Annotated in this window: 22 protein-coding genes; 17 read left to right on the top strand and 5 right to left on the bottom strand. The window is 61.4% G+C overall.

Going from position 1 to position 19,842, the window contains the following annotated elements:
- The first annotated feature begins 267 nt into the window (after positions 1-267).
- The 7 genes from CAF77_RS27115 (at position 268) to CAF77_RS27085 (ending at position 5,601) form a co-directional block, all read left to right on the top strand.
- Complete coding sequence (locus CAF77_RS27115; RefSeq protein WP_085655669.1) at positions 268-858, top strand: amino acid synthesis family protein; 591 nt, start codon at positions 268-270, stop codon at positions 856-858.
- 32 nt (positions 859-890) lie between these two features.
- Complete coding sequence (locus CAF77_RS27110; RefSeq protein ID WP_039766874.1) at positions 891-1,724, top strand: alpha/beta fold hydrolase; 834 nt, start codon at positions 891-893, stop codon at positions 1,722-1,724.
- Positions 1,721-3,202, top strand: a complete 1,482-nt coding sequence (locus CAF77_RS27105) for an aldehyde dehydrogenase (RefSeq protein ID WP_085655668.1) — start codon at positions 1,721-1,723, stop codon at positions 3,200-3,202. Before CAF77_RS27110 ends, CAF77_RS27105 begins: the two co-directional genes overlap by 4 nt.
- A 12-nt stretch (positions 3,203-3,214) precedes the next feature.
- Positions 3,215-3,700 carry a flavin reductase family protein gene (locus CAF77_RS27100; RefSeq protein ID WP_085655667.1) on the top strand — a complete coding sequence of 162 codons (486 nt, stop codon included), beginning with the start codon at positions 3,215-3,217 and terminating at the stop codon, positions 3,698-3,700.
- 135 nt (positions 3,701-3,835) lie between these two features.
- Complete coding sequence (locus CAF77_RS27095; RefSeq protein ID WP_065259878.1) at positions 3,836-4,225, top strand: carboxymuconolactone decarboxylase family protein; 390 nt, start codon at positions 3,836-3,838, stop codon at positions 4,223-4,225.
- A 58-nt stretch (positions 4,226-4,283) separates the two neighbouring features.
- Entirely contained in the window at positions 4,284-5,036 is a 753-nt protein-coding gene (locus CAF77_RS27090) for a GntR family transcriptional regulator (protein ID WP_039766879.1), read from the top strand.
- Position 5,037: 1 nt separating this feature from the next.
- Positions 5,038-5,601, top strand: coding sequence for an NUDIX hydrolase (locus CAF77_RS27085; protein ID WP_007957402.1), 564 nt, complete (start codon positions 5,038-5,040; stop codon positions 5,599-5,601).
- 57 nt (positions 5,602-5,658) lie between these two features.
- On the opposite strand, the gene CAF77_RS27080 is transcribed toward CAF77_RS27085, so the two are convergent.
- Together CAF77_RS27080 and CAF77_RS27075 are read right to left on the bottom strand one after the other, a co-directional pair.
- On the bottom strand, positions 5,659-6,141 hold the full coding sequence (locus CAF77_RS27080; RefSeq protein ID WP_085655666.1) for a hypothetical protein: 483 nt from the start codon (positions 6,139-6,141) through the stop codon (positions 5,659-5,661).
- A gap of 139 nt (positions 6,142-6,280) precedes the next feature.
- Complete coding sequence (locus CAF77_RS27075; RefSeq protein ID WP_085655665.1) at positions 6,281-6,574, bottom strand: DUF1330 domain-containing protein; 294 nt, start codon at positions 6,572-6,574, stop codon at positions 6,281-6,283.
- Positions 6,575-6,639: 65 nt separating this feature from the next.
- On the opposite strand from CAF77_RS27075, the gene ribBA reads away from it, so the two are divergent.
- From ribBA to CAF77_RS27050, 5 genes are all read left to right on the top strand, one after another.
- Positions 6,640-7,749 (top strand): bifunctional 3,4-dihydroxy-2-butanone-4-phosphate synthase/GTP cyclohydrolase II, encoded by a 1,110-nt coding sequence (gene ribBA, locus CAF77_RS27070; RefSeq protein WP_064380429.1) that lies wholly within the window; start codon positions 6,640-6,642, stop codon positions 7,747-7,749.
- 166 nt (positions 7,750-7,915) lie between these two features.
- Positions 7,916-8,941, top strand: coding sequence for an ABC transporter substrate-binding protein (locus CAF77_RS27065; protein WP_085655664.1), 1,026 nt, complete (start codon positions 7,916-7,918; stop codon positions 8,939-8,941).
- Positions 8,938-9,882, top strand: a complete 945-nt coding sequence (locus CAF77_RS27060) for an ABC transporter permease (RefSeq protein WP_039766889.1) — start codon at positions 8,938-8,940, stop codon at positions 9,880-9,882. Before CAF77_RS27065 ends, CAF77_RS27060 begins: the two co-directional genes overlap by 4 nt.
- Positions 9,883-9,888: 6 nt before the next feature.
- On the top strand, positions 9,889-10,698 hold the full coding sequence (locus CAF77_RS27055; RefSeq protein WP_007957396.1) for an ABC transporter permease: 810 nt from the start codon (positions 9,889-9,891) through the stop codon (positions 10,696-10,698).
- 17 nt (positions 10,699-10,715) lie between these two features.
- Positions 10,716-11,870 carry an ABC transporter ATP-binding protein gene (locus tag CAF77_RS27050; RefSeq protein WP_085655663.1) on the top strand — a complete coding sequence of 385 codons (1,155 nt, stop codon included), beginning with the start codon at positions 10,716-10,718 and terminating at the stop codon, positions 11,868-11,870.
- A 247-nt stretch (positions 11,871-12,117) separates the two neighbouring features.
- Here CAF77_RS27050 and map read toward each other — a convergent pair whose 3' ends face one another.
- Positions 12,118-12,909: a type I methionyl aminopeptidase gene (map, locus tag CAF77_RS27045; protein ID WP_085655662.1), complete on the bottom strand. Its 792-nt coding sequence runs from the start codon at positions 12,907-12,909 to the stop codon at positions 12,118-12,120.
- A complete protein-coding gene (locus CAF77_RS27040) occupies positions 12,906-13,166 on the bottom strand; it encodes a ParD-like family protein (RefSeq protein WP_011334623.1) in 261 nt (86 codons plus the stop codon). The genes map and CAF77_RS27040 overlap by 4 nt, the downstream gene beginning before the upstream one ends.
- 430 nt (positions 13,167-13,596) lie before the next feature.
- Between CAF77_RS27040 and CAF77_RS27035 the strand changes: the two genes are divergently transcribed.
- From CAF77_RS27035 to yecR, 5 genes are all read left to right on the top strand, one after another.
- Positions 13,597-14,973 (top strand): pyridoxal-phosphate dependent enzyme, encoded by a 1,377-nt coding sequence (locus tag CAF77_RS27035; RefSeq protein ID WP_007957391.1) that lies wholly within the window; start codon positions 13,597-13,599, stop codon positions 14,971-14,973.
- Positions 14,970-16,148 (top strand): cystathionine gamma-synthase, encoded by a 1,179-nt coding sequence (locus CAF77_RS27030; protein WP_085655661.1) that lies wholly within the window; start codon positions 14,970-14,972, stop codon positions 16,146-16,148. The genes CAF77_RS27035 and CAF77_RS27030 overlap by 4 nt, the downstream gene beginning before the upstream one ends.
- Positions 16,149-17,015: 867 nt before the next feature.
- Positions 17,016-17,321: a hypothetical protein gene (locus tag CAF77_RS29400; RefSeq protein ID WP_170929007.1), complete on the top strand. Its 306-nt coding sequence runs from the start codon at positions 17,016-17,018 to the stop codon at positions 17,319-17,321.
- A 218-nt stretch (positions 17,322-17,539) separates the two neighbouring features.
- Complete coding sequence (locus tag CAF77_RS27020) at positions 17,540-17,854, top strand: hypothetical protein (RefSeq protein WP_064380445.1); 315 nt, start codon at positions 17,540-17,542, stop codon at positions 17,852-17,854.
- Positions 17,855-17,914: 60 nt separating this feature from the next.
- Positions 17,915-18,223, top strand: a complete 309-nt coding sequence (yecR, locus tag CAF77_RS27015) for a YecR family lipoprotein (RefSeq protein WP_085655660.1) — start codon at positions 17,915-17,917, stop codon at positions 18,221-18,223.
- Here the strand turns inward: yecR and CAF77_RS27010 are convergent.
- Positions 18,195-19,832: a hybrid sensor histidine kinase/response regulator gene (locus CAF77_RS27010; protein ID WP_085655659.1), complete on the bottom strand. Its 1,638-nt coding sequence runs from the start codon at positions 19,830-19,832 to the stop codon at positions 18,195-18,197. The genes yecR and CAF77_RS27010 overlap by 29 nt on opposite strands.
- Positions 19,833-19,842: the final 10 nt, after the last annotated feature.

Below are 19,842 nucleotides of genomic sequence, written 5' to 3'. Positions count from 1 at the left end.
TCACGGTGACTGCCTGGTCACAAGCATAGTCCTGAAACCCGCTGTCCAGAGCCCCTTCGGAAGCTGGCTCATCCTATCGGGCATTCGAAACGTCTGACAATCGGCGCAACGTTATCTTTTGTTAACCGAAAGGGACTACAGCGGCAGCTGAATGCGCGGGCATTCGTCCGACTGATGGCAGGGAATCTTGCGAGGGGGACTTGCACGATCGGTATTATGGTATACCATCAGACGCACAGACACTCTTTATCCCCTACGGAGCAGCTCATGAGTTTCGAAATCCGCAAGATCGTCAGCCATGTCGAAGAGACCTTCATCGAAGGCGGCAAGGCGTCCGACACCCCGGTGACCATGGTCGGCCTGGCCGTCGTGATGAAGAACCCGTGGGTCGGCAATGGCTTTGTCGAAGATCTCAAGCCGCAGATCCGCGCCAATTGCTCCGACCTCGGCGCGATGATGGTCGAGCGTCTGGTGGGCATCATCGGCGGCGCCGAGAAGATCGAGGCCTACGGCAAAGCCGCGGTGGTCGGCGCTGATGGCGAAATCGAGCACGCGTCGGCGGTGATCCATACCCTGCGCTTCGGCAATCACTACCGCGAAGCGGTCAAGGCCAAGAGCTACCTGAGCTTCACCAACAAGCGCGGCGGCCCGGGCACTTCGATCCAGATTCCGATGATGCACAAGGATGACGAAGGCCTGCGCTCGCACTACATCACCCTGGAAATGCAGATCGAAGACGCCCCGCGCGCCGACGAAATCGTCGTGGTGCTCGGTTGCGCCGACGGTGGTCGCCTGCACCCGCGCATCGGCAATCGCTACATCGATCTGGAAGAACTGGCCGCCGAAAAAGCCCAGTAATCACAATAAAAAAGGCATTGCAGGAGCGCTCCATGATTCGGCTCACCGCTGAACTCACCCCGGCCGGCACCAGTTATCTGGCGACAGGCGTTGGCCAACCCGTGGTGTTGATCCACGGCGTGGGCTTGAACAAAGAAATGTGGGGCGGCCAGATCGTTGGCCTGGCCACGCAATACCGGGTGATCGCCTACGACATGCTCGGCCATGGCGCCAGCCCGCGACCGGCCAGCGGCACCGCCCTGCTCGGCTATGCCGATCAGTTGCTGGAGCTGCTCGACCACCTGCAATTGCCCGAGGCGTCGGTGATCGGCTTTTCCATGGGTGGTCTGGTGGCGCGGGCGTTTGCCCTGCATTACCCGGAACGCCTGAAAAGCCTGGTGGTGCTCAACAGCGTGTTCAACCGCAGCGAAGAGCAGCGCGCCGGGGTTATCGCCCGCACTGCGCAGGCCGCCGAGCACGGGCCGGACGCGAATGCCGAAGCGGCGCTGTCGCGCTGGTTCAGCCGCGAATACCAGGCGGCCAACCCGGCGCAGATCGCTGCGATCCGCCAGACCCTGGCCGGCAATGATCCGCAGGGTTACCTGACCACCTACGAATTGTTCGCCACCCAGGACATGTACCGCGCCGACGACCTGGGCAGCATCCAGGCGCCGACGCTGATCGCCACCGGCGAGCTGGACCCCGGATCGACCCCGGAAATGGCCGAGCAACTGGCCGCGCGCATTCCCGGCGCGAAGGTTGCCGTGCTGCCCGAGCAACGGCATATGATGCCGGTAGAGTCGCCACGGCTGGTGAACCAGACGCTGCTGGAATTTCTCGACACCGCACACGCCCGACAAAACCATATAAAGGGGATCGTTGCATGACGCTCGCACGCTTCCAGATGTGCATCGGCGGAGAATGGGTCGACGCCCTCTCCGGCAAGACTTTCGAAAGCCTCAACCCGGCGCTGGCCGAACCCTGGGCCCAATTGCCCGACGCTGACGAGGCCGACGTCGAGCGCGCCGTGCAAGCGGCACAGACCGCTTTCGACAGCCCGGCATGGCGTGGCTTGACCGCCACCGCGCGCGGCAAACTGCTGCGTCGTCTCGGTGACCTGATCGCCGAAAACAAGGAACAACTGGCGCAGCTGGAAAGCCGCGACAACGGCAAACTGATCCGCGAAACCCGCGGTCAGGTCGGTTATCTGCCGGAGTTTTTCCACTACACCGCCGGCCTCGCCGACAAGCTCGAAGGCGGCACCCTGCCGCTGGATAAGCCCGATCTGTTCGCCTACACCGTGCACGAAGCCATGGGCGTGGTCGCCGCGATCATTCCCTGGAACAGCCCGCTTTACCTGACCGCGATCAAACTGGCGCCGGCATTGGCAGCGGGCAACACCATCGTGATCAAGCCGTCCGAGCATGCCTCGGCAACCATTCTGGAACTGGCGCGCCTGGCCCTCGAAGCCGGGATTCCGCCGGGCGTGGTCAACGTCGTCACCGGCTACGGCCCGAGCACCGGTGCCGCCCTCACCCGCCACCCGCTGATCCGCAAAATTGCCTTCACCGGCGGCGCGGCCACGGCCCGGCATGTGGTGCGCAGCAGCGCCGAGAACTTCGCCAAGCTGTCGCTGGAACTGGGCGGCAAGTCACCGAACATCATCTTTGCCGACGCCGACCTCGACAGCGCGATCAACGGCGCGATTGCCGGGATCTATTCCGCATCCGGGCAGAGTTGCGTATCCGGTTCGCGACTGCTGGTGCAAGACGAAATCTACGACGAGTTCGTCAGCCGACTGGTGGAGCGCGCCCAGCGCATCCGCATCGGCAACCCGCAGGACGACAGCAGCGAAATGGGCCCCATGGCCACCGCGCAGCAACTGGCCGTGGTTGAAGGTCTGGTGGCTGATGCGATTGCCGAAGGCGCGCGTCTGCGTCTGGGTGGCAAGCGTCCGAGTGGCGTGGGCGATGGCTGGTTCTATGAACCGACGCTGTTCGAGTGCGACCGCAATTCGATGAAGATCATGCAGGAAGAAGTCTTTGGTCCGGTCGCCTCGGTGATCCGTTTCAAGGATGAGGCCGAAGCGCTGGCGATCGCCAACGACTCGCAGTTCGGCCTCGCCGCCGGCATCTGGACCCGCGACCTGGGCCGCGCCCATCGCCTGGCCCGGGACGTGCGTTCGGGGATCATCTGGGTCAACACCTACCGCGCGGTGTCGGCCATGGCACCGATCGGCGGCTTCAAGAACAGTGGCTATGGACGCGAAAGCGGCATCGATTCGGTGCTGGCCTACACCGAACTGAAAACGGTGTGGATCAACCTCTCCCAGGCACCGATGCCTGATCCGTTTGTGATGCGTTAGGAGTCCTGCGACATGATCGAACCCGGCATTTACAAAGACGTCATGAGCTCGTTTCCGTCCGGGGTCACGGTGGTCACCACCCTCGACCCGGACGGCGGCATCGTCGGCATCACCGCCAGCGCCTTCAGTGCGCTGTCGATTGATCCGGCGCTGGTGCTGTTCTGCCCCAACTACGCCTCCGACACCTACCCGGTGCTGCGCGACAGCAAGCGTTTCGCGATCCATTTGCTGTCCGCCGACCAGACCGCCGAGGCCTACGCCTTTGCCGGCAAAGGCAAGGACAAGGCCAACGGCATCGAGTGGCATTTGAGCGAGCTCGGTAACCCGATCCTCGCCAAAGCCACGGCGATCATCGAGTGCGAGTTGTGGCGCGAATACGACGGCGGCGATCACGCGATCATCGTCGGCGCGGTGAAGAACCTGATCCTGCCGGAGCAACCGGTGACGCCGATGATCTATCACAAGGGCAAGCTCGGCGCGTTGCCGACCCTGACCTGACGGAACAATGCAAAACCCTGTGGGAGCTGGCTTGCCAGCGATGGCGGTGGATCAGCCAGCATAGATGTCGAATGTGATGCCGTCATCGCTGGCAAGCCAGCTCCCACAAGGGGATTTGTGGTGTGAGGGGAAATGATGAATAACGAGAAGTATGAAAAGGGCCTGAAGATCCGCACCCAGGTGCTGGGCGAAGCCTATGTGCAGCGCTCGATCGAGAACGCCGACGACTTCACCCGCCCGCTGCAGGAAATGGTCACTGAATACTGCTGGGGCCACGTCTGGGGACGCGAGGGGCTGTCGCTCAAGGAGCGCAGCATGATCAACCTGGCGATGATCTCGGCGCTCAACCGCCCGCACGAACTGAAACTGCATGTGCGCGGCGCCTTGCGTAACGGCCTGAGTCGTGAGCAAATACGCGAAATTCTGCTTCAGGTCGGTATTTATTGCGGCGTCCCGGCAGCCGTGGACAGTTTCCGGCTTGCCCGTGAAGCCTTCGCCGAAGCCGACGCCGAGGCCTCCAGTTAACCCCTCGGCTGTTTTGATGCCCGTCTGGCATGGACAGCCACCTTAAAGAGCGGACCCCATGAAACGCCTGCCACTCGACGACAGCTTCAAGGTCAATCGCAACCCCGTCACCCTGCGCGAAATCGTGCTGGATAAACTGCGAAGCGCCATCATGAACTTCCAGCTGCTGCCGGGCGATCGCCTGGTGGAGCGCGATCTGTGCGATCGCCTGGGCGTGAGCCGTACGTCGGTGCGTGAAGCCTTGCGTCACCTCGAATCCGAAGGCCTGGTGGAATTCGCCGACGCCAAGGGCCCGCGCGTGGCGATCATCACCCTCGCCGATGCCGTCGACATTTATGAGCTGCGTTGCGTGCTCGAAGGCCTGATCGTCCAGCTGTTCACCCTGCGCGCCAAGGCCAAGGACATCAAGGCCCTGGAAAAAGCCCTCGACGAGAACCGCAAGGCGCTCAAGGACGGCGAGTTGCAGCAGGTGATCGACTCGGTGCAGGGTTTCTACGACGTGCTGCTGGAAGGTTCCGGCAACCATGTCGCAGCCACTCAGCTGCGTCAGTTGCAGGCGCGTATCAGCTACTTGCGCGCAACGTCGGTGTCCCAGGAAAACCGTCGCGGCGCCAGCAATCACGAGATGGAAAAAATGGTTGAGGCGATCAAGAGCGGCGATCCGCTGGCGGCGCATCAGGCGTGCGTCGATCACGTGCGCGCTGCGGCTGCCGTCGCTCTCGATTACCTCAAGCGCAAACAGGAAGAAACCGGCGACACACCGCCAATCACCCTGCCCATCGCGCTGAAAGAACCGCGCATAGGTCACTGACATGTTCAGCCCGAGCTTTTGCCCGAAATGCGGTGGCGCTGACCTCGGTCAGCAAGTGCCGCCGGGCGATACGCACGAGCGCCTGATGTGCCGCGGTTGCGGCTACATCCACTACGTAAACCCGAAGATCATCGCCGGCTGCATCATCGAGCAGGACGGCAAATACCTCTTGTGCCAACGGGCAATTCCCCCGCGCCCCGGCACCTGGACCTTGCCCGCCGGTTTCATGGAAAGCGGCGAAACCACCGAACAGGCGGCCCTGCGCGAAGTCTGGGAAGAAAGCGGCGTACGTGCGGAAATTGTCTCGCCGTATTCGATCTTCAGCGTGCCGAAGATCAGCGAGGTCTACATCATCTTCCGCGCCCTCGCGCTGGAAATCACCGGCCAGTACGGCCCGGAAACCCTCGCCTGCAAATTCTTCGCCCCCGAAGACATCCCGTGGGAGCAGATCTACTACCCGGCGATCCGGCAGATCCTCGAACGCTACATCGAGGAACGCCAGGCCGGGGTGTATGGCATGTACATGGGCAATGACGACAGCGGCAAGATTCATTTCATGCGTTGATCAGCCGTCACTTGCAAGAGATACAGAGCCCGGCCCGATTCCTCGGTAGATAGGTGCTCAGTCCGGCATCGCACGAATAATATCCGCCAGATCATCTTTGGTGATTTCATTGGCTTTGAGAGCAGCGGAGATGTCTTTCTTGGAGAGCGGGAAACGCTTGAAAATGTCTTTCAAGGTATCGGCATCAATATTGGCGAGCCAAAGAGGATCGATAAAAGAACCGCCATACTCAGGCTTCATCGGGACTTCTTCGTGGGCAATGGCACCTTTGTGATTCAGATACACCACATAACGATCGTGCCCTTCAGGAAAGCTTTTATCGTGATATAGCGTTGTCCCCATCGGCAGGACATAGTAATTGTCATCGCCATCTTGCCCTTCGATCAGCAGTGGTTCTTTGGTTTTAACCATCTCCAGATCGCGTCCCTTCGCACTGTTCCCGAAAATCAGAAAAGCCAGAAAGACTGCATTTACCAATAGAGCAGCCACTAGCCAGAGGCCTACTCGCCTACCTGCAAACATCCCTTTTGTCTCGCGCATCAATATTCCCTTAGAACACATCGTGCATAACCGCAGGCATTAAATTCCGTCCGGCGAGCGATCTCCTGATCCAGAAAAAATATCAAAAGATCGCGGCGGTGTTCGATTCTGCAGGTCCTGCGGATTTGCAGGCAAGTCGTTACGGCGCCATCCCTTCCACAATAACGATCTCCGCCCGCGCCCACTCCTCGCGATAGCTCTTCGCTTCCTGATACGCCGCCGAGCGATAGCACGCCACCGCCTGCTCATAACTGTCGAATTCAATCACCACGCTGCGCTGTGGCGTCGTCCGTCCTTCCATTGCTTCGCTGCGCCCGCCTCTGGCTAAAAACCTCGCGCCGTACTCGGCGAACGCCTTTGGCGCGCGCTGGGTGTATTGGCTGTAGTGATCGGGATCGGTGATGTCCACGTGAGCAATCCAGTACGCCTTCATAGTGACCTCTTGGTTGATTTTGTATTATGGTATACCACGAATTTCATCCACATCGAGAGTCCAGCATGGCCTTCAACAGCATCGAAGAAATCATCGAAGATTATCGCCTTGGCAAAATGGTGTTGCTGGTCGATGACGAGGATCGGGAAAACGAAGGTGACCTGCTGCTGGCCGCCGACCGTTGCACGCCCGAGGCAATCAGTTTCATGGCCCGTGAGGCTCGCGGTCTGATTTGTCTGACGTTGACTGACGATCATTGCCAGCGCCTGGGGCTTGAGCAGATGGTGCCGAGCAATGGCAGCGTGTTCAGCACCGCGTTCACGGTATCCATCGAAGCGGCGGTCGGTGTGACTACCGGCATTTCCGCCGCCGACCGCGCCTGTACGGTGGCCGCTGCGGTCGCGCCGAACGCACGCGCAGAAGACCTGGTGCAGCCAGGCCACATCTTCCCGCTGCGCGCCAAGGAAGGTGGCGTGTTGACCCGCGCCGGTCACACCGAGGCTGGTTGTGATCTGGCGCGGCTGGCCGGGTTCACGCCCGCCTCGGTGATCGTCGAGGTGATGAACGACGACGGCACCATGGCCCGCCGCCCGGACCTGGAAGTCTTTGCGCGCAAGCACGGGATCAAGATCGGCACCATCGCCGATCTGATCCACTATCGCCTGAGCACCGAACACACCATTGAGCGCATCGGTGAACGGGAGTTGCCGACGGTGCATGGCACCTTTCGTTTGATCACTTTCGAGGACCGCATCGAGGGCGGCGTGCACATGGCGATGGTCATGGGCGAATTGCGCCGTGAGGAACCGACGCTGGTGCGCGTGCATGTGATCGATCCGTTGCGCGATCTGGTCGGCGCCGAGTACAGCGGGCCGACGAACTGGACGTTGTGGGCGGCGTTGCAACGGGTCGCGGCCGAAGGGCATGGCGTGGTCGTGGTGCTGGCCAATCATGAGTCTTCCCAGGCGCTGCTGGAGCGCATTCCGCAACTGACTCAGCCGCCTCGACAGTTCAGTCGCTCGCAATCGCGGATCTATTCGGAAGTCGGCACCGGGGCGCAGATTCTGCAGAACCTGGGCGTCGGCAAGCTGCGCCACTTGGGCCCGCCGCTGAAGTATGCCGGGTTGACTGGGTACGATCTTGAGGTAGTTGAGAGCATTCCATTCACCGAATGACCCTGTTTGCCAGATAGCCGGTACGGCAAAGTGCTTGCACAAAGTTTGGAATACCATAATATGATATTCCATAGACCGGACGACTTGAAAAACCGTCCAGCTACTGCTCCCGACAGGCGGGCAACAACGCAAGCCCGCTCAAAAACACAACAATGAGGGCGTAAAAATGGTGTTGAACAAAGCTGCAACCGCGATCTTTCTTGCGGGACTGCTGAGCGTGACCGGCCAGGCCGCGATGGCCGCCGAGAGTGTGAACTTTGTCAGCTGGGGCGGTAGCACCCAGGATGCGCAGAAACAGGCCTGGGCCGATCCGTTCAGCAAGGCCAGCGGCATCACCGTCGTGCAGGACGGCCCGACCGACTACGGCAAACTCAAGGCCATGGTCGAAAGCGGCAACGTGCAATGGGACGTGGTCGACGTCGAAGCCGACTTCGCTCTGCGCGCCGCCGCCGAAGGCCTGCTCGAACCCCTCGATTTCAAACAGATCCAGCGCGACAAGATCGACCCGCGTTTTGTCAGCGACTACGGCGTCGGCTCGTTCTTCTTCTCCTTCGTCCTCGGCTACAACGAGGGCAAACTCGGCGCCAACAAGCCGCAGGACTGGAGCGCGCTGTTCGACACCAAGACCTTCCCCGGCAAACGCGCCCTGTACAAATGGCCAAGTCCCGGCGTGCTTGAGCTCGCCCTGCTCGCCGACGGCGTGCCGGCCGACAAGCTCTACCCGCTGGATCTGGATCGCGCCTTCAAGAAACTCGACACCATCAAGAAAGACATCGTCTGGTGGGGCGGCGGCGCGCAGTCGCAGCAACTGCTGGCCTCCGGTGAAGCGAGCATGGGCCAGTTCTGGAACGGCCGGATCCACGCCCTGCAGGAAGACGGCGCACCAGTCGGCGTGAGCTGGAAACAGAACCTGGTCATGGCTGACATTCTGGTGGTGCCAAAGGGTTCGAAAAACAAGGACGCGGCGATGAAGTTCCTGGCCAACGCCAGCAGTGCCAAAGGCCAGGCCGACTTCTCCAACCTGACCGCCTACGCCCCGGTCAACGTCGACAGTGTGCAGCGTCTGGACTCGACGCTGGCCCCAAACCTGCCGACTGCCTACGCTAAGGATCAGATCACTCTTGATTTCGCGTACTGGGCCAAGAACGGTCCGGCCATCGCGACACGGTGGAACGAATGGCTGGTCAAATGAAAATGGCGGCCACCGCGTCCCGTCCCTCCACTGCCACCGGGAGCGCCGCAAGTGCTGCCGGCCTGGCATCCGGCAAGGCGAGTGCCATGGCGCAAGCCCCGTCCCTCAAGCAACGCTGGCGCGGCGCCGGCAACCTCGCGCCGGCGCTGTTGTTCCTCGGTCTGTTCTTTCTCGCCCCGCTGATTGGTTTGTTGCTGCGCGGCGTGCTGGAACCGGTGCCGGGCCTCGGCAACTATGAGCAACTGTTCGCTAACTCGGCCTACGCCCGGGTGCTATTCAACACCTTTTCGGTGGCGGGACTGGTGACGGTGTTCAGCCTGCTGTTGGGCTTTCCGCTGGCCTGGGCAATCACCCTGGTGCCGCGTGGCTGGGGCCGCTGGATCCTCAACATCGTACTGCTGTCGATGTGGACCAGCCTCCTCGCCCGCACCTATTCGTGGCTGGTGCTGTTGCAGGCTTCGGGCGTCATCAATAAAGCCTTGATGGCCATGGGCATCATCGATCAGCCGCTGGAAATGGTGCACAACCTGACCGGCGTGGTGATCGGCATGAGCTACATCATGATTCCGTTCATCGTGCTGCCGTTGCAGGCGACCATGCAGGCCATCGACCCGATGATCCTGCAGGCCGGCTCGATCTGTGGCGCAAGTCCCTGGACCAACTTCTTCCGGGTGTTCCTGCCGCTGTGCCGGCCGGGTCTGGCGTCCGGCGGGTTGATGGTGTTCGTGATGTCGCTCGGTTACTACGTCACCCCGGCGCTGCTGGGTGGGGCGCAGAACATGATGCTGCCGGAATTCATCATTCAGCAGGTGCAGTCGTTCCTCAACTGGGGCCTGGCCAGCGCCGGCGCCGCGTTGCTGATCGTCATCACGCTGGTGCTGTTCTACGTCTACCTGAAGCTGCAGCCGGAATCCCCGGTTGGCGCCAGTAACGCGAGGTAAGCCGAGATGCTCCTGACGCCCAATGCCATGAGTCGCCGGATGCGCTTCGGCCTGTATTTCACCACCGGGCTGATCGGCCTGTTCCTGCTGTTGCCGATCGTGTTCATCGTCCTGCTGTCGTTCGGTTCGTCCCAGTGGCTGGTGTTCCCGCCACCGGGCTGGACGCTGAAATGGTACGTGCAGTTTTTCTCCAATGCCGACTGGATGAGCGCAGCGCTGGCCAGCCTCAAGGTCGCGGTGCTGACCACGATCTGCGCCGTCGCCCTCGGTTTGCCGACGGCCTTTGCGCTGGTGCGCGGACGCTTCCCCGGCCGGGAAATGCTCTACGGCCTGTTCACCCTGCCGATGATCGTGCCGCTGGTGATCATCGCCGTGGCGGTGTACGCGCTGTTCCTCAAGCTCGGCTACACCGGGACGATGTTCGCCTTCGTCGTCAGCCACGTGATCGTCGCGCTGCCGTTCACCATCATCTCGATCATCAATTCGCTGAAGCTGTTCGATCAGTCGATTGAAGACGCGGCGGTGATCTGCGGTGCGTCACGCCTGCAAGCGGTGTTCAAGGTGACCTTCCCGGCGATTCGTCCGGGGATGGTGGCCGGCGCCCTCTTCGCCTTCCTGGTTTCGTGGGACGAAGTGGTGCTCAGCGTGATGATGGCCAGCCCGACCCTGCAAACCCTTCCCGTGAAAATGTGGACCACCCTGCGCCAGGACCTGACGCCCGTGATCGCCGTCGCCTCGACGCTGCTGATCGGGCTGTCGGTATTGGTCATGGTGATCGCCGCCGCTCTGCGCCGGCGCAACGAAATCAGCGCCTGAGCGCCCAGGAGTACGACATGAGTGCCGTGATCAAAGACGCATCCCAGCAGAACGACAACCCCCTGGTCAGCCTGCGCAACCTGAACAAGCACTACGGCGATTTCGCGGCCGTGGACAACATCTCGCTGGACATCAAGGACGGCGAATTCCTGACCTTCCTCGGCTCCAGCGGCTCGGGCAAAAGCACCACGCTGTCGATGCTCGCCGGTTTCGAAACGCCGAGCAGCGGCGAGATCCTGGTCAACGGCCAGTCGCTGGTGAACGTGCCGCCGCACAAGCGCGACATCGGCATGGTGTTCCAGCGTTATTCGCTGTTCCCGCATCTGTCGGTGCGCGACAACATCGCGTTTCCGCTGGCGATCCGCAAACTCGCTGCCGCCGAGCGGGACAAACGCGTCGATGCGATGCTGAAACTGGTGCAGCTCGAACAATTCGCCCATCGCCGTCCTTCGCAACTGTCCGGCGGCCAGCAGCAACGGGTCGCCATCGCTCGCGCTCTGGTTTACGAGCCACGCATTCTGCTGATGGACGAACCGCTCGGTGCGCTGGACAAGAAACTTCGCGAAGACCTGCAGGACGAATTGCGCCAGCTGCACCGCCGCCTCGGCATCACCATCGTCTACGTGACTCACGACCAGGAAGAAGCCATGCGCCTGTCCCAGCGCATCGCGATTTTCAGTCACGGCAAGATTGTCGGGCTCGGCAGCGGTTATGACCTTTATCAGAATCCGCCGAATGCGTTTGTGGCGTCGTTTCTGGGTAACTCGAACTTTCTCAAGCTCAAGGCGCAGGGCAATGCGGCGGCGAGTTTTGAGGGGCAGTCGCTGTCGATCCGTCTCACCGCAGGATTGCAGACCGGGCAGGATGTGCTGCTGATGGTGCGTCCGGAAAAGGCGTTGGCGTTGAGTGTGCAGCAGGCGGCGAGTGAGCCGTTGGCGGCGGGCTGGAATGAGGTTTCGGCGAAGGTGGTCGAGGTGTTGTTTCTGGGGGAAAGTCAGACCTGCAGTGTGGTGACTTCGGGCGGGACTTCGATGACGGTGAAGGCGCTGTCGGCGGCGGGGATGCCGTTGAAGGCTGGAGATCCGGTTCGGGTGCGTTGGGCGACGGCGGATGCTTGCGTCTATACCGAGTGGGCTGAGAGCGATTTGAACAAAGCGGCGGGAGCTCATTAACACCGAGTCGCCTGCCCGCCCTCACCCCAGCCCTCTCCCGGAGGGAGAGGGAGCCGACCGAGGTGTCTTGCGCTGTACATCGACCTGAAAAACCGAGTCGATTGTGGATTTGGCACAGCATTCTGGTCGGCGGCGATTATGGATTCACCGCGGAGTTTTCAGGTCGGCGTAATTCTCCAATATTCCCCAATCGGCTCCCTCTCCCTCCGGGAGAGGGCTGGGGTGAGGGCCAGCAGGCGACTCGGTATCAGTTGATCGGCGCAAACCCATCAATTTCGTCAGGCCAAGCCGTCAAAACTTCGAATCCGTCATCAGTCACCGCAATCATGTGCTCCCACTGCGCCGACAACGATTGATCCTTGGTCACCACCGTCCAGCCATCCGCCAGACTCTTCACATGGCGCTTGCCGGCATTGAGCATCGGCTCGATGGTGAAAATCATCCCCGCCTTCAGCTTCAAGCCCTGCTCCGGATAACCGTAATGCAGCACCTGCGGTTCATCGTGATAAACCTTGCCGATCCCGTGCCCGCAGTACTCGCGCACCACGCTGAACCCTTCTTTTTCCGCCAGACTTTGAATCGCATGGCCGATGTCACCCAGCGTAGCGCCCGGCCGCACGACGCGGATACCCGCGCACATGGCGTCGTAAGTGGTCTTGATCAGATGTCGCGCCTCGGGCGTCGGTTCGCCGACCACGTACATGCGGCTGGTATCGCCGAACCAGCCGTCCTTGATCACCGCGATGTCGAGGTTGACGATATCGCCGTCCTTCAGCACGCGCTTCGACGGAATGCCATGACACACCACTTCGTTGACTGACGCGCAGACGGTTTTCGGAAAGCCGTGATAACCGACGTTGGCCGGAATGGCTTTCTGCACATTGACGATGTAGTCGTTGCACAACTGGTCGAGCTGATCGGTCGTCACGCCAGCCTTGACGTGCGGGACCAGCATCGCCAGCACCTCGGCGGCCAGTCTGCCGGCCTCGCGGGATTGGGCGATTTCGGCGTGGGTGTTGATCTTGATCGGGTTTCTCATGCCTTGGCCGCCTCTTTGACCGAGGCGTTCTGCGCGGCATCGGCCAGGGCACAGACTTGCTGCAGATCCAGACCGCCCGATTGTTCGGCGCGGATCAGCAACCGGCAAATGGCGTGGTGATCAAGGTCGGGATACAGCTCGGCGAGCATGCCGATGCGCATCCAGTGTTCGGCCTGCGCGTTGATCGAGCGGCTGAGTGCGTTGCTGGAGATGCGCAGATTTTCGTGCATGTCCTCTGAAATCTTTACGATGCCCATGGCAATATCCGATACGAAGTGTATATGGATCGTATATTAATCGCGCATCGCGCGGGATTGCAAACGCTGCATACCGGGCAAATCGCGGCTAAAAAATCTGCCCGGCACCTGAGATTGGTATGACGTGACTTGCGGCTGTGTGCATTTCACATTCAGACGAGCAATCAATCAGCATTTTTCGCTGCAAGATTTTTACTACCGGATCAAGCGCTTCGTGACGCTGAAGACGCCCTTTCAATACTCGATGACGCCTGCGTATAAACCCCCGCAAATCACTTCCTTCCCCTCTCCGATTTCGTTCTATCGTTAGATCGAAATGGCAGTATTTCCGGCCGTTTAAAGGTTGCGACAGCGCAGGTCTGAGCCTATGTTGCACGCGAGCTTTTTCCCCGCGAATGGAACGCGATCAACACCACAAAGAGGTGAAGAGATGTCAAAGGATTCACGCCCTGCCGTACTTGGGCTGATCGGCAATACGCCGCTGGTACAAGTCACCCGCTTCGATACCGGTCCCTGCACCCTGTTTCTCAAACTCGAATCACAAAACCCCGGCGGTTCGATCAAGGACCGCATCGGTCTGGCCATGATCGACGCCGCTGAGCGCGATGGTCGCCTGCAACCCGGCGGCACGATCGTCGAAGCCACCGCCGGCAACACCGGGCTGGGCCTGGCCCTGGTCGGCCGCGCCAAGGGCTACCGCGTCGTGCTGGTGGTGCCGGACAAAATGTCTACCGAAAAAGTCCTGCACCTCAAAGCCATGGGCGCCGAAGTGCACATCACCCGCTCCGATGTCGGCAAGGGTCATCCCGAGTATTACCAGGATGTCGCTGCGCGTCTGGCCAAGGACATTCCCGGCGCGTTCTTCGCCGACCAGTTCAACAACCCGGCCAACCCGCTGGCCCACGAGTGCAGCACCGGGCCGGAAATCTGGGCCCAGACCGAGCATGACCTCGACGCGATCGTGGTCGGTGTCGGCTCGGCCGGCACGCTGACCGGCCTGACCCGCTTCTTCAAGCGCGTGCAACCGGATCTGGAAATGGTCCTGGCTGACCCGGTCGGTTCGGTGATGGCTGAATACAGCCGTAGCAAACATCTCGGCACCGCAGGTTCGTGGGCGGTGGAAGGCATCGGCGAGGACTTCATTCCGTCGATCACCGACCTGTCGAGCGTGCGCAGCGCCTACTCGATCAGCGACGAAGAAAGCTTCGATCACGCCCGTCAGCTGCTGAAAGCCGAAGGCATTCTCGGTGGTTCGTCCACCGGCACCCTGCTCGCTGCGGCGCTGCGCTACTGCCGCGAACAGACCGAGCCGAAACGCGTGGTCAGCTTCGTCTGCGACACCGGCACCCGATACCTGTCGAAGGTCTACAACGACCAGTGGATGACCGATCAGGGCCTGCTGCAGCGCAAACGCTACGGCGACCTGCGCGACCTGATTGCCCGACGCTTCGAAGACGGCAAAGTCGTCAGCGTCGGCCCGGACGATACGCTGATGACCGCGTTCCAGCGCATGCGCCTGGCCGACGTTTCACAACTGCCGGTGCTGGTGGATGGCAAGCAACTGGTCGGCGTGATCGACGAGTCGGACATTCTGGTGCGTGTGCACGAAGACGCTTCGCTCTTCAGCAAACCCGTTTCCAGCGCGATGACCGACAAGTTGCAAACCCTCGCCCCCGGCGCGACGCTGGCTGAACTGGAAGCCGTGCTCAGCAGCGGTCTGGTGGCCATCATCGCCGACGCTTCAGGCTTCCACGGCCTGATCACCCGCGTAGACATGCTCAATCAATTACGGAGATCCCTGGCATGAGCCAGCACGACAAGAACGCCCGTCAACAAGGCTTCGCCACCCGCGTGATCCATGCCGGGCAAACGCCGGATCCGACCACCGGCGCGCTGATGCCGCCGATCTACGCCAACTCCACGTACCTGCAAGACAGCCCCGGCGTGCACAAGGGCTTCGACTACGGCCGCTCGCACAACCCGACGCGTTTTGCCCTGGAGCGTTGCGTGGCGGATCTGGAGGGCGGCACCCAGGCGTTCGCCTTCGCGTCCGGGCTGGCGACGATTTCCACCGTACTCGAACTGATCGATGCCGGCTCGCATATCGTGTCCGGCAATGACCTGTACGGCGGCACGTTCCGCCTGTTCGACAAGGTGCGCCAGCGCAGTGCCGGGCATCGTTTCAGCTACGTCGATCTGGCGAATCTGTCAGCGTTCGAAGCCTCGCTGCAGGACGACACGCGCATGGTCATGGTCGAGACGCCGACCAACCCGCTGCTGAGCCTGTCCGACCTCGCCGCCATCGCGCGCATCTGCAAGGCACGCGGAATCATCTGCGTGGCCGACAACACCTTTGCCAGCCCATGGATTCAGCGTCCTCTGGAACTGGGTTTCGACATCGTGCTGCACTCGACCACCAAATACCTGAACGGTCACTCCGACGTGATCGGCGGGATCGCGGTCGTTGGCGACAATCCAGCACTGGCCGAACGCCTGGGTTTCCTGCAGAACGCCGTTGGTGCCATCTCCGGCCCGTTCGACGCGTTCCTCACCCTGCGCGGCGTGAAGACGCTGGCGCTGCGCATGGAGCGTCATTGCAGTAACGCACTGGAACTGGCGCGCTGGCTGGAGCAGCAGCCGCAGGTCAAACGCGTCTACTACCCAGGCCTGGAATCCCACCCGCAGCACGAACTGGCCAAGCGGCAGATGCGTGGGTTCGGCGGGATGATTTCCCTGGATCTGAACAGTGATCTGGCAGGCGCCCGGCGCTTCCTGGAGAACGTGCAGATCTTCGCCCTGGCCGAAAGCCTCGGTGGTGTGGAAAGCCTGATCGAGCACCCGGCGATCATGACTCACGCGACCATTCCGGCGGAAACCCGCGCCAAACTTGGCATCGGTGACAGCCTGGTGCGTCTGTCGGTAGGTGTTGAGGATATCGAAGACCTGCGTGCGGATCTGGCGCAGGCGCTGGCCAGCATCTAAAGCCGGAAAACGTCAAAGCCCGCACGAGGCGGGCTTTGGTGTTTGAGTAGGCGGCCAGTGCTGGTCTCTGGCTTACAAGGTTTATCAGGCTTCTCACAGTACCGGACCAAATTGAGAGGGGTACGGTCTCGGCTGCTTCACACGGCATAAGGGCTGGATCTCAGCGCGGAGATCTTTCTAACCGTGTACCCTTCGGAACGCGCCCCACGTCCCCTTGCTATCCGCTTGCGCATCAGTCTGCGTCTTCGCCTACATTCTTGAGCCTAGCAAACACGCTGCATTGCGCTACGCGGTTTTTAGATTGATTTTTTTCTAGCGCCAGTCTGCAAGGAAGCTAACCGACTATCGCCTTCACGGCCCTTCAGCCTGCCTCCCGCCAAGGGCGAACTATACTTTTCAGTTCGCTGTCCAGATTTCCTGTAAACCGTCGACACCCGTGCACCCTCCGGTGCCCCCGTGCCATTCACCAATCTGGTTGACCCCGGGCCGACGAGCCTTCCGTCACGCAACGCATGACGGGTAATGCTCGGTTGCTGTTTGGCTGATGGGGCGTGGAGAACATCATGAAGCACACGCTTTGGCCGGGCCTTGTCCTGGCAGTTGCGGCAACGGTGGCAATGCCCAGTGTCTGGGCTGCGAAGGCGCAGGCATTGGCGTCGGATGGGGCGGATCATGTGGGTGCGGGGGCTGTCGCCTCTGATGGTGCGGATCATGTCGGCGCTGGAGCTGTAGCTTCTGACGGCGCGGATCACGTTGGCGCCGGCGCTGTTGCCTCTGACGGCGCGGATCACGTTGGCGCCGGCGCTGTTGCCTCTGACGGCTCAGATCATGTCGGCGCTGGGGCCGTAGCTTCTGACGGATCGGATCATGTCGGTGCAGGTGCAGTTGCTTCTGACGGCGCCGATCATGTCGGCGCAGGTGCCGTTGCTTCTGACGGCTCCGATCACGTTGGCGCAGGTGCCGTTGCTTCTGACGGTGCCGATCATGTCGGCGCAGGCGCTGTTGCCTCTGACGGTTCCGATCATGTCGGCGCAGGTGCCGTTGCTTCTGACGGCTCCGATCACGTTGGCGCAGGCGCCCTCGCCGCCGATGGCGCAGACAAGGTCGGTGCCAGCCGGCTCGCCTATTCCCGCGCAGGCGTCGGCTCCGACCAGGTGGCCTCAGCCCTCATGAGCGGCAGCTATTCCGACCAGTTCAACAGCCCTCAATAACCGCTATCGGCGCAATCAGCTCACCGCTGGTTGCGCCGCACTAGCACATTTGTGCTAATCGACCACCCCGATCCCTGGCGTTATATTCCCTCGCAACCCCCGACGCTCCCCAACATTGCCGCTGCGCAGTGCGCGGGATCGTTGTGCCTGGAAAAACAACAACACCAAGGAAGAAACACCATGAAACTGCAGCTCAGCCTCGCCAAGATCACGGTTCTCGGTGCCCTGCTCCTCGGGGCCAGCGGTTGCCAGACCGCCAAACCCACCGAAGACAGCATGCGCGAACGTGCCCAGACAGTCATCGGCCAACCGGTCACCAGGATCGGCAACATCCGCAACGACAGCACGCTGACCTACTACACCGCCTACACCGCCGCCGGCGAATACAACTGCGAACTGCCCAGCGGCGCGATAATCGCAGTGGCCAGCATGGGCATCATGACGCCTCCGCTGTCCTGCCTGCCCAAAGGCGCGTCGCCGATTCCGTACCAGTAATCCGGCGCAGAAAAACCGCTCCAGTGCCTCTTCTCATCCGGTAAAGGATTGCGTTCAATCATGAAAACACTCATCGCCACCCTCAGCCTCGCAGCCGTCGTTCTGACCGGTTGCGCCACCCCCAAGCAATGGGAAGCCACCGGCGGCAGCAAGACCGACGGCGTTGTCCAGGTCTCCTATGAACTGGGCCAGTTCGAGAGCGGGCAAACCTCCGCCGCTCAAGGCCTGGCCGCGGCTGAAGGTCGTTGCAAGGCCTGGGGCTACAAGAGCGCCGAAGTGTCGGGCTCGGAGAAAAACATCTGCCGCACCATGGGCCAGTACAACTGCCTGCAAACCACCATCACGCAAGACTATCTGTGTAAGCGCTGACCGCTTCGGTCTGCCGGTCGCGCAGCGCACGCAAGGTCGCGCGCAGCTCGGCCGGGCGTACCGGCTTGGACAGAATGGCGATCTGCCGATCATGCAGGGCCGCCTGGATTTTTTCGATGTCATGCCCGGTGATGATCATGGCCGGCACCGCATAACCGCGCTGACGACGAACCTCATCGATGCACTCGATGCCGGTGCTGTGGGAGCCGAGGTCATAGTCGGCCACGATGATGTCGCAGTCCGTGATCAGGCCCTGCCCGCTCAGCTCAGCCTGCACGACGCAGCCCCAGCGCTCGAGCAACGCAGAGGTCGCCAGCAGAACGTTGCGATCATCTTCCACCAGACACACCTTCAGCCCTGTCAGCAACCCTACCTGTCGAGCCTCTTCACGATTGACCGGCATCTGCGGCGGCGCGAGCGGCAGGCCAAGCAAGGTCACCGCCGTGCCATGCCCCAATCGTGAACGGATCGCGACATCGATGCTGATCAGCTGCCCCAATCGCCGGACAATCGAAAGCCCCAGGCCTACGCCTTCGACGTCTTTGTCGCGCAATTGGCGAACCCGATAAAATTCCTCGAATACCTTGGGCAAATGCTCTTCAGCGATACCGTTGCCGCGGTCGTAAATCGCGATGGCCAAACCCGCGCCGCGCTTGCGCACACCAATCAGCACCGGTCGGTGCGCGCCGTACTTGAAGCAATTGGAGAGCACGTTCTGCACCATGGTCGCGAGCAACGCCGGATCGGTGCGCACCCAATGTTCACAACGCCGCAAGCGCAGCTCTACACCCGCCCAACGTGCAGCTTCGGCGTTCTGGCGGATCAGATCCGCCAGCCACTCGCCCAGCTCAAGCGTCTGCAACCGGGGCAGAATCCGCCCGTTGTCGAGGGTGTAGAGATCGAGGATCGAACGAAACAGCTGCGACACATTGAGCAGCGAACGGTCGATGCTGTCTACCAGCCGCCGCTCCTCCTCGCCCAGCCTCGATTCGCGCAGGCATGCGGTAAACAACCCGATGGAATGGATCGGCTGACGCAAGTCATGACTGGCCTGGGCCAGGAAACGCGACTTTTCCAGATTGGCAGCGACGGCCTCTTCGGACGCCTTGCGCGTACGCTCCAGCAGCAGGTGCGCATACACCGGAATCACCGTGCTGGTGATCATCAGCATCAACACCATGAACGGTTGCGCCTGCCAGTACGGCGTCAACCGATAGACCGCCAGCAGCGCCAGCAATGCCAACACCGTGGCGATCGCCAGATAGCGCGAGCCGTAGCGCATGCCGTTGCCGAGATTGACCCAGACCATGACGGCATAAATGGGCAACGCCGCCTCGCCGCCGACCACCAGCCCGAAACAGGTGCCGGTGTAATCGTGGAGCATGCCGAAAATCCGCCGCGCCGGATAATGCCCCGGCCAGCGCACGATGGCCTGGCGCAGCACGACGGAGGCCAGCAGAAACAGGGAAATGTAGGTGACCACCGGCAGATAGGTATCGAAGCGCTGGCCCGGCAGGAAACCGAGCACGGCCATGTAAATCAGCGCGATGCTGGCGATGATGATGCGCAGATTGGCCTGGTCAAGCTCGGTGTTCTTTTCGAACTTCATGGGGGAACGT

The sequence above is a fragment of the Pseudomonas sp. R15(2017) genome (assembly GCF_002112685.1).
Classification (GTDB): domain Bacteria; phylum Pseudomonadota; class Gammaproteobacteria; order Pseudomonadales; family Pseudomonadaceae; genus Aquipseudomonas; species Aquipseudomonas glycinae.
Note: the sequence above shows the minus strand (reverse complement) of the source record. Positions and strands in the feature narration are given on the sequence as shown.

Excerpts from the sequence above, each read along its gene's own strand:
- CAF77_RS27115 (WP_085655669.1), top strand. The coding sequence starts at position 268 with ATGAGTTTCGAAATCCGCAAGATCGTCAGCCATGTCGAAGAGACCTTC.
- CAF77_RS27060 (WP_039766889.1), top strand. The coding sequence starts at position 8,938 with ATGAAAATGGCGGCCACCGCGTCCCGTCCCTCCACTGCCACCGGGAGC.
- map (WP_085655662.1), bottom strand. The coding sequence starts at position 12,909 with ATGAGAAACCCGATCAAGATCAACACCCACGCCGAAATCGCCCAATCC.
- yecR (WP_085655660.1), top strand. The coding sequence starts at position 17,915 with ATGAAAACACTCATCGCCACCCTCAGCCTCGCAGCCGTCGTTCTGACC.
- CAF77_RS27085 (WP_007957402.1), top strand. The coding sequence starts at position 5,038 with ATGTTCAGCCCGAGCTTTTGCCCGAAATGCGGTGGCGCTGACCTCGGT.
- CAF77_RS27040 (WP_011334623.1), bottom strand. The coding sequence starts at position 13,166 with ATGGGCATCGTAAAGATTTCAGAGGACATGCACGAAAATCTGCGCATC.
- CAF77_RS27075 (WP_085655665.1), bottom strand. The coding sequence starts at position 6,574 with ATGAAGGCGTACTGGATTGCTCACGTGGACATCACCGATCCCGATCAC.
- CAF77_RS27030 (WP_085655661.1), top strand. The coding sequence starts at position 14,970 with ATGAGCCAGCACGACAAGAACGCCCGTCAACAAGGCTTCGCCACCCGC.
- CAF77_RS27105 (WP_085655668.1), top strand. The coding sequence starts at position 1,721 with ATGACGCTCGCACGCTTCCAGATGTGCATCGGCGGAGAATGGGTCGAC.
- CAF77_RS27010 (WP_085655659.1), bottom strand. The coding sequence starts at position 19,832 with ATGAAGTTCGAAAAGAACACCGAGCTTGACCAGGCCAATCTGCGCATC.
- CAF77_RS27065 (WP_085655664.1), top strand. The coding sequence starts at position 7,916 with ATGGTGTTGAACAAAGCTGCAACCGCGATCTTTCTTGCGGGACTGCTG.
- CAF77_RS27055 (WP_007957396.1), top strand. The coding sequence starts at position 9,889 with ATGCTCCTGACGCCCAATGCCATGAGTCGCCGGATGCGCTTCGGCCTG.
- CAF77_RS27110 (WP_039766874.1), top strand. The coding sequence starts at position 891 with ATGATTCGGCTCACCGCTGAACTCACCCCGGCCGGCACCAGTTATCTG.
- ribBA (WP_064380429.1), top strand. The coding sequence starts at position 6,640 with ATGGCCTTCAACAGCATCGAAGAAATCATCGAAGATTATCGCCTTGGC.
- CAF77_RS27035 (WP_007957391.1), top strand. The coding sequence starts at position 13,597 with ATGTCAAAGGATTCACGCCCTGCCGTACTTGGGCTGATCGGCAATACG.
- CAF77_RS27050 (WP_085655663.1), top strand. The coding sequence starts at position 10,716 with ATGAGTGCCGTGATCAAAGACGCATCCCAGCAGAACGACAACCCCCTG.
- CAF77_RS27095 (WP_065259878.1), top strand. The coding sequence starts at position 3,836 with ATGAATAACGAGAAGTATGAAAAGGGCCTGAAGATCCGCACCCAGGTG.
- CAF77_RS29400 (WP_170929007.1), top strand. The coding sequence starts at position 17,016 with ATGTCGGTGCAGGTGCAGTTGCTTCTGACGGCGCCGATCATGTCGGCG.
- CAF77_RS27100 (WP_085655667.1), top strand. The coding sequence starts at position 3,215 with ATGATCGAACCCGGCATTTACAAAGACGTCATGAGCTCGTTTCCGTCC.
- CAF77_RS27080 (WP_085655666.1), bottom strand. The coding sequence starts at position 6,141 with ATGCGCGAGACAAAAGGGATGTTTGCAGGTAGGCGAGTAGGCCTCTGG.
- CAF77_RS27090 (WP_039766879.1), top strand. The coding sequence starts at position 4,284 with ATGAAACGCCTGCCACTCGACGACAGCTTCAAGGTCAATCGCAACCCC.
- CAF77_RS27020 (WP_064380445.1), top strand. The coding sequence starts at position 17,540 with ATGAAACTGCAGCTCAGCCTCGCCAAGATCACGGTTCTCGGTGCCCTG.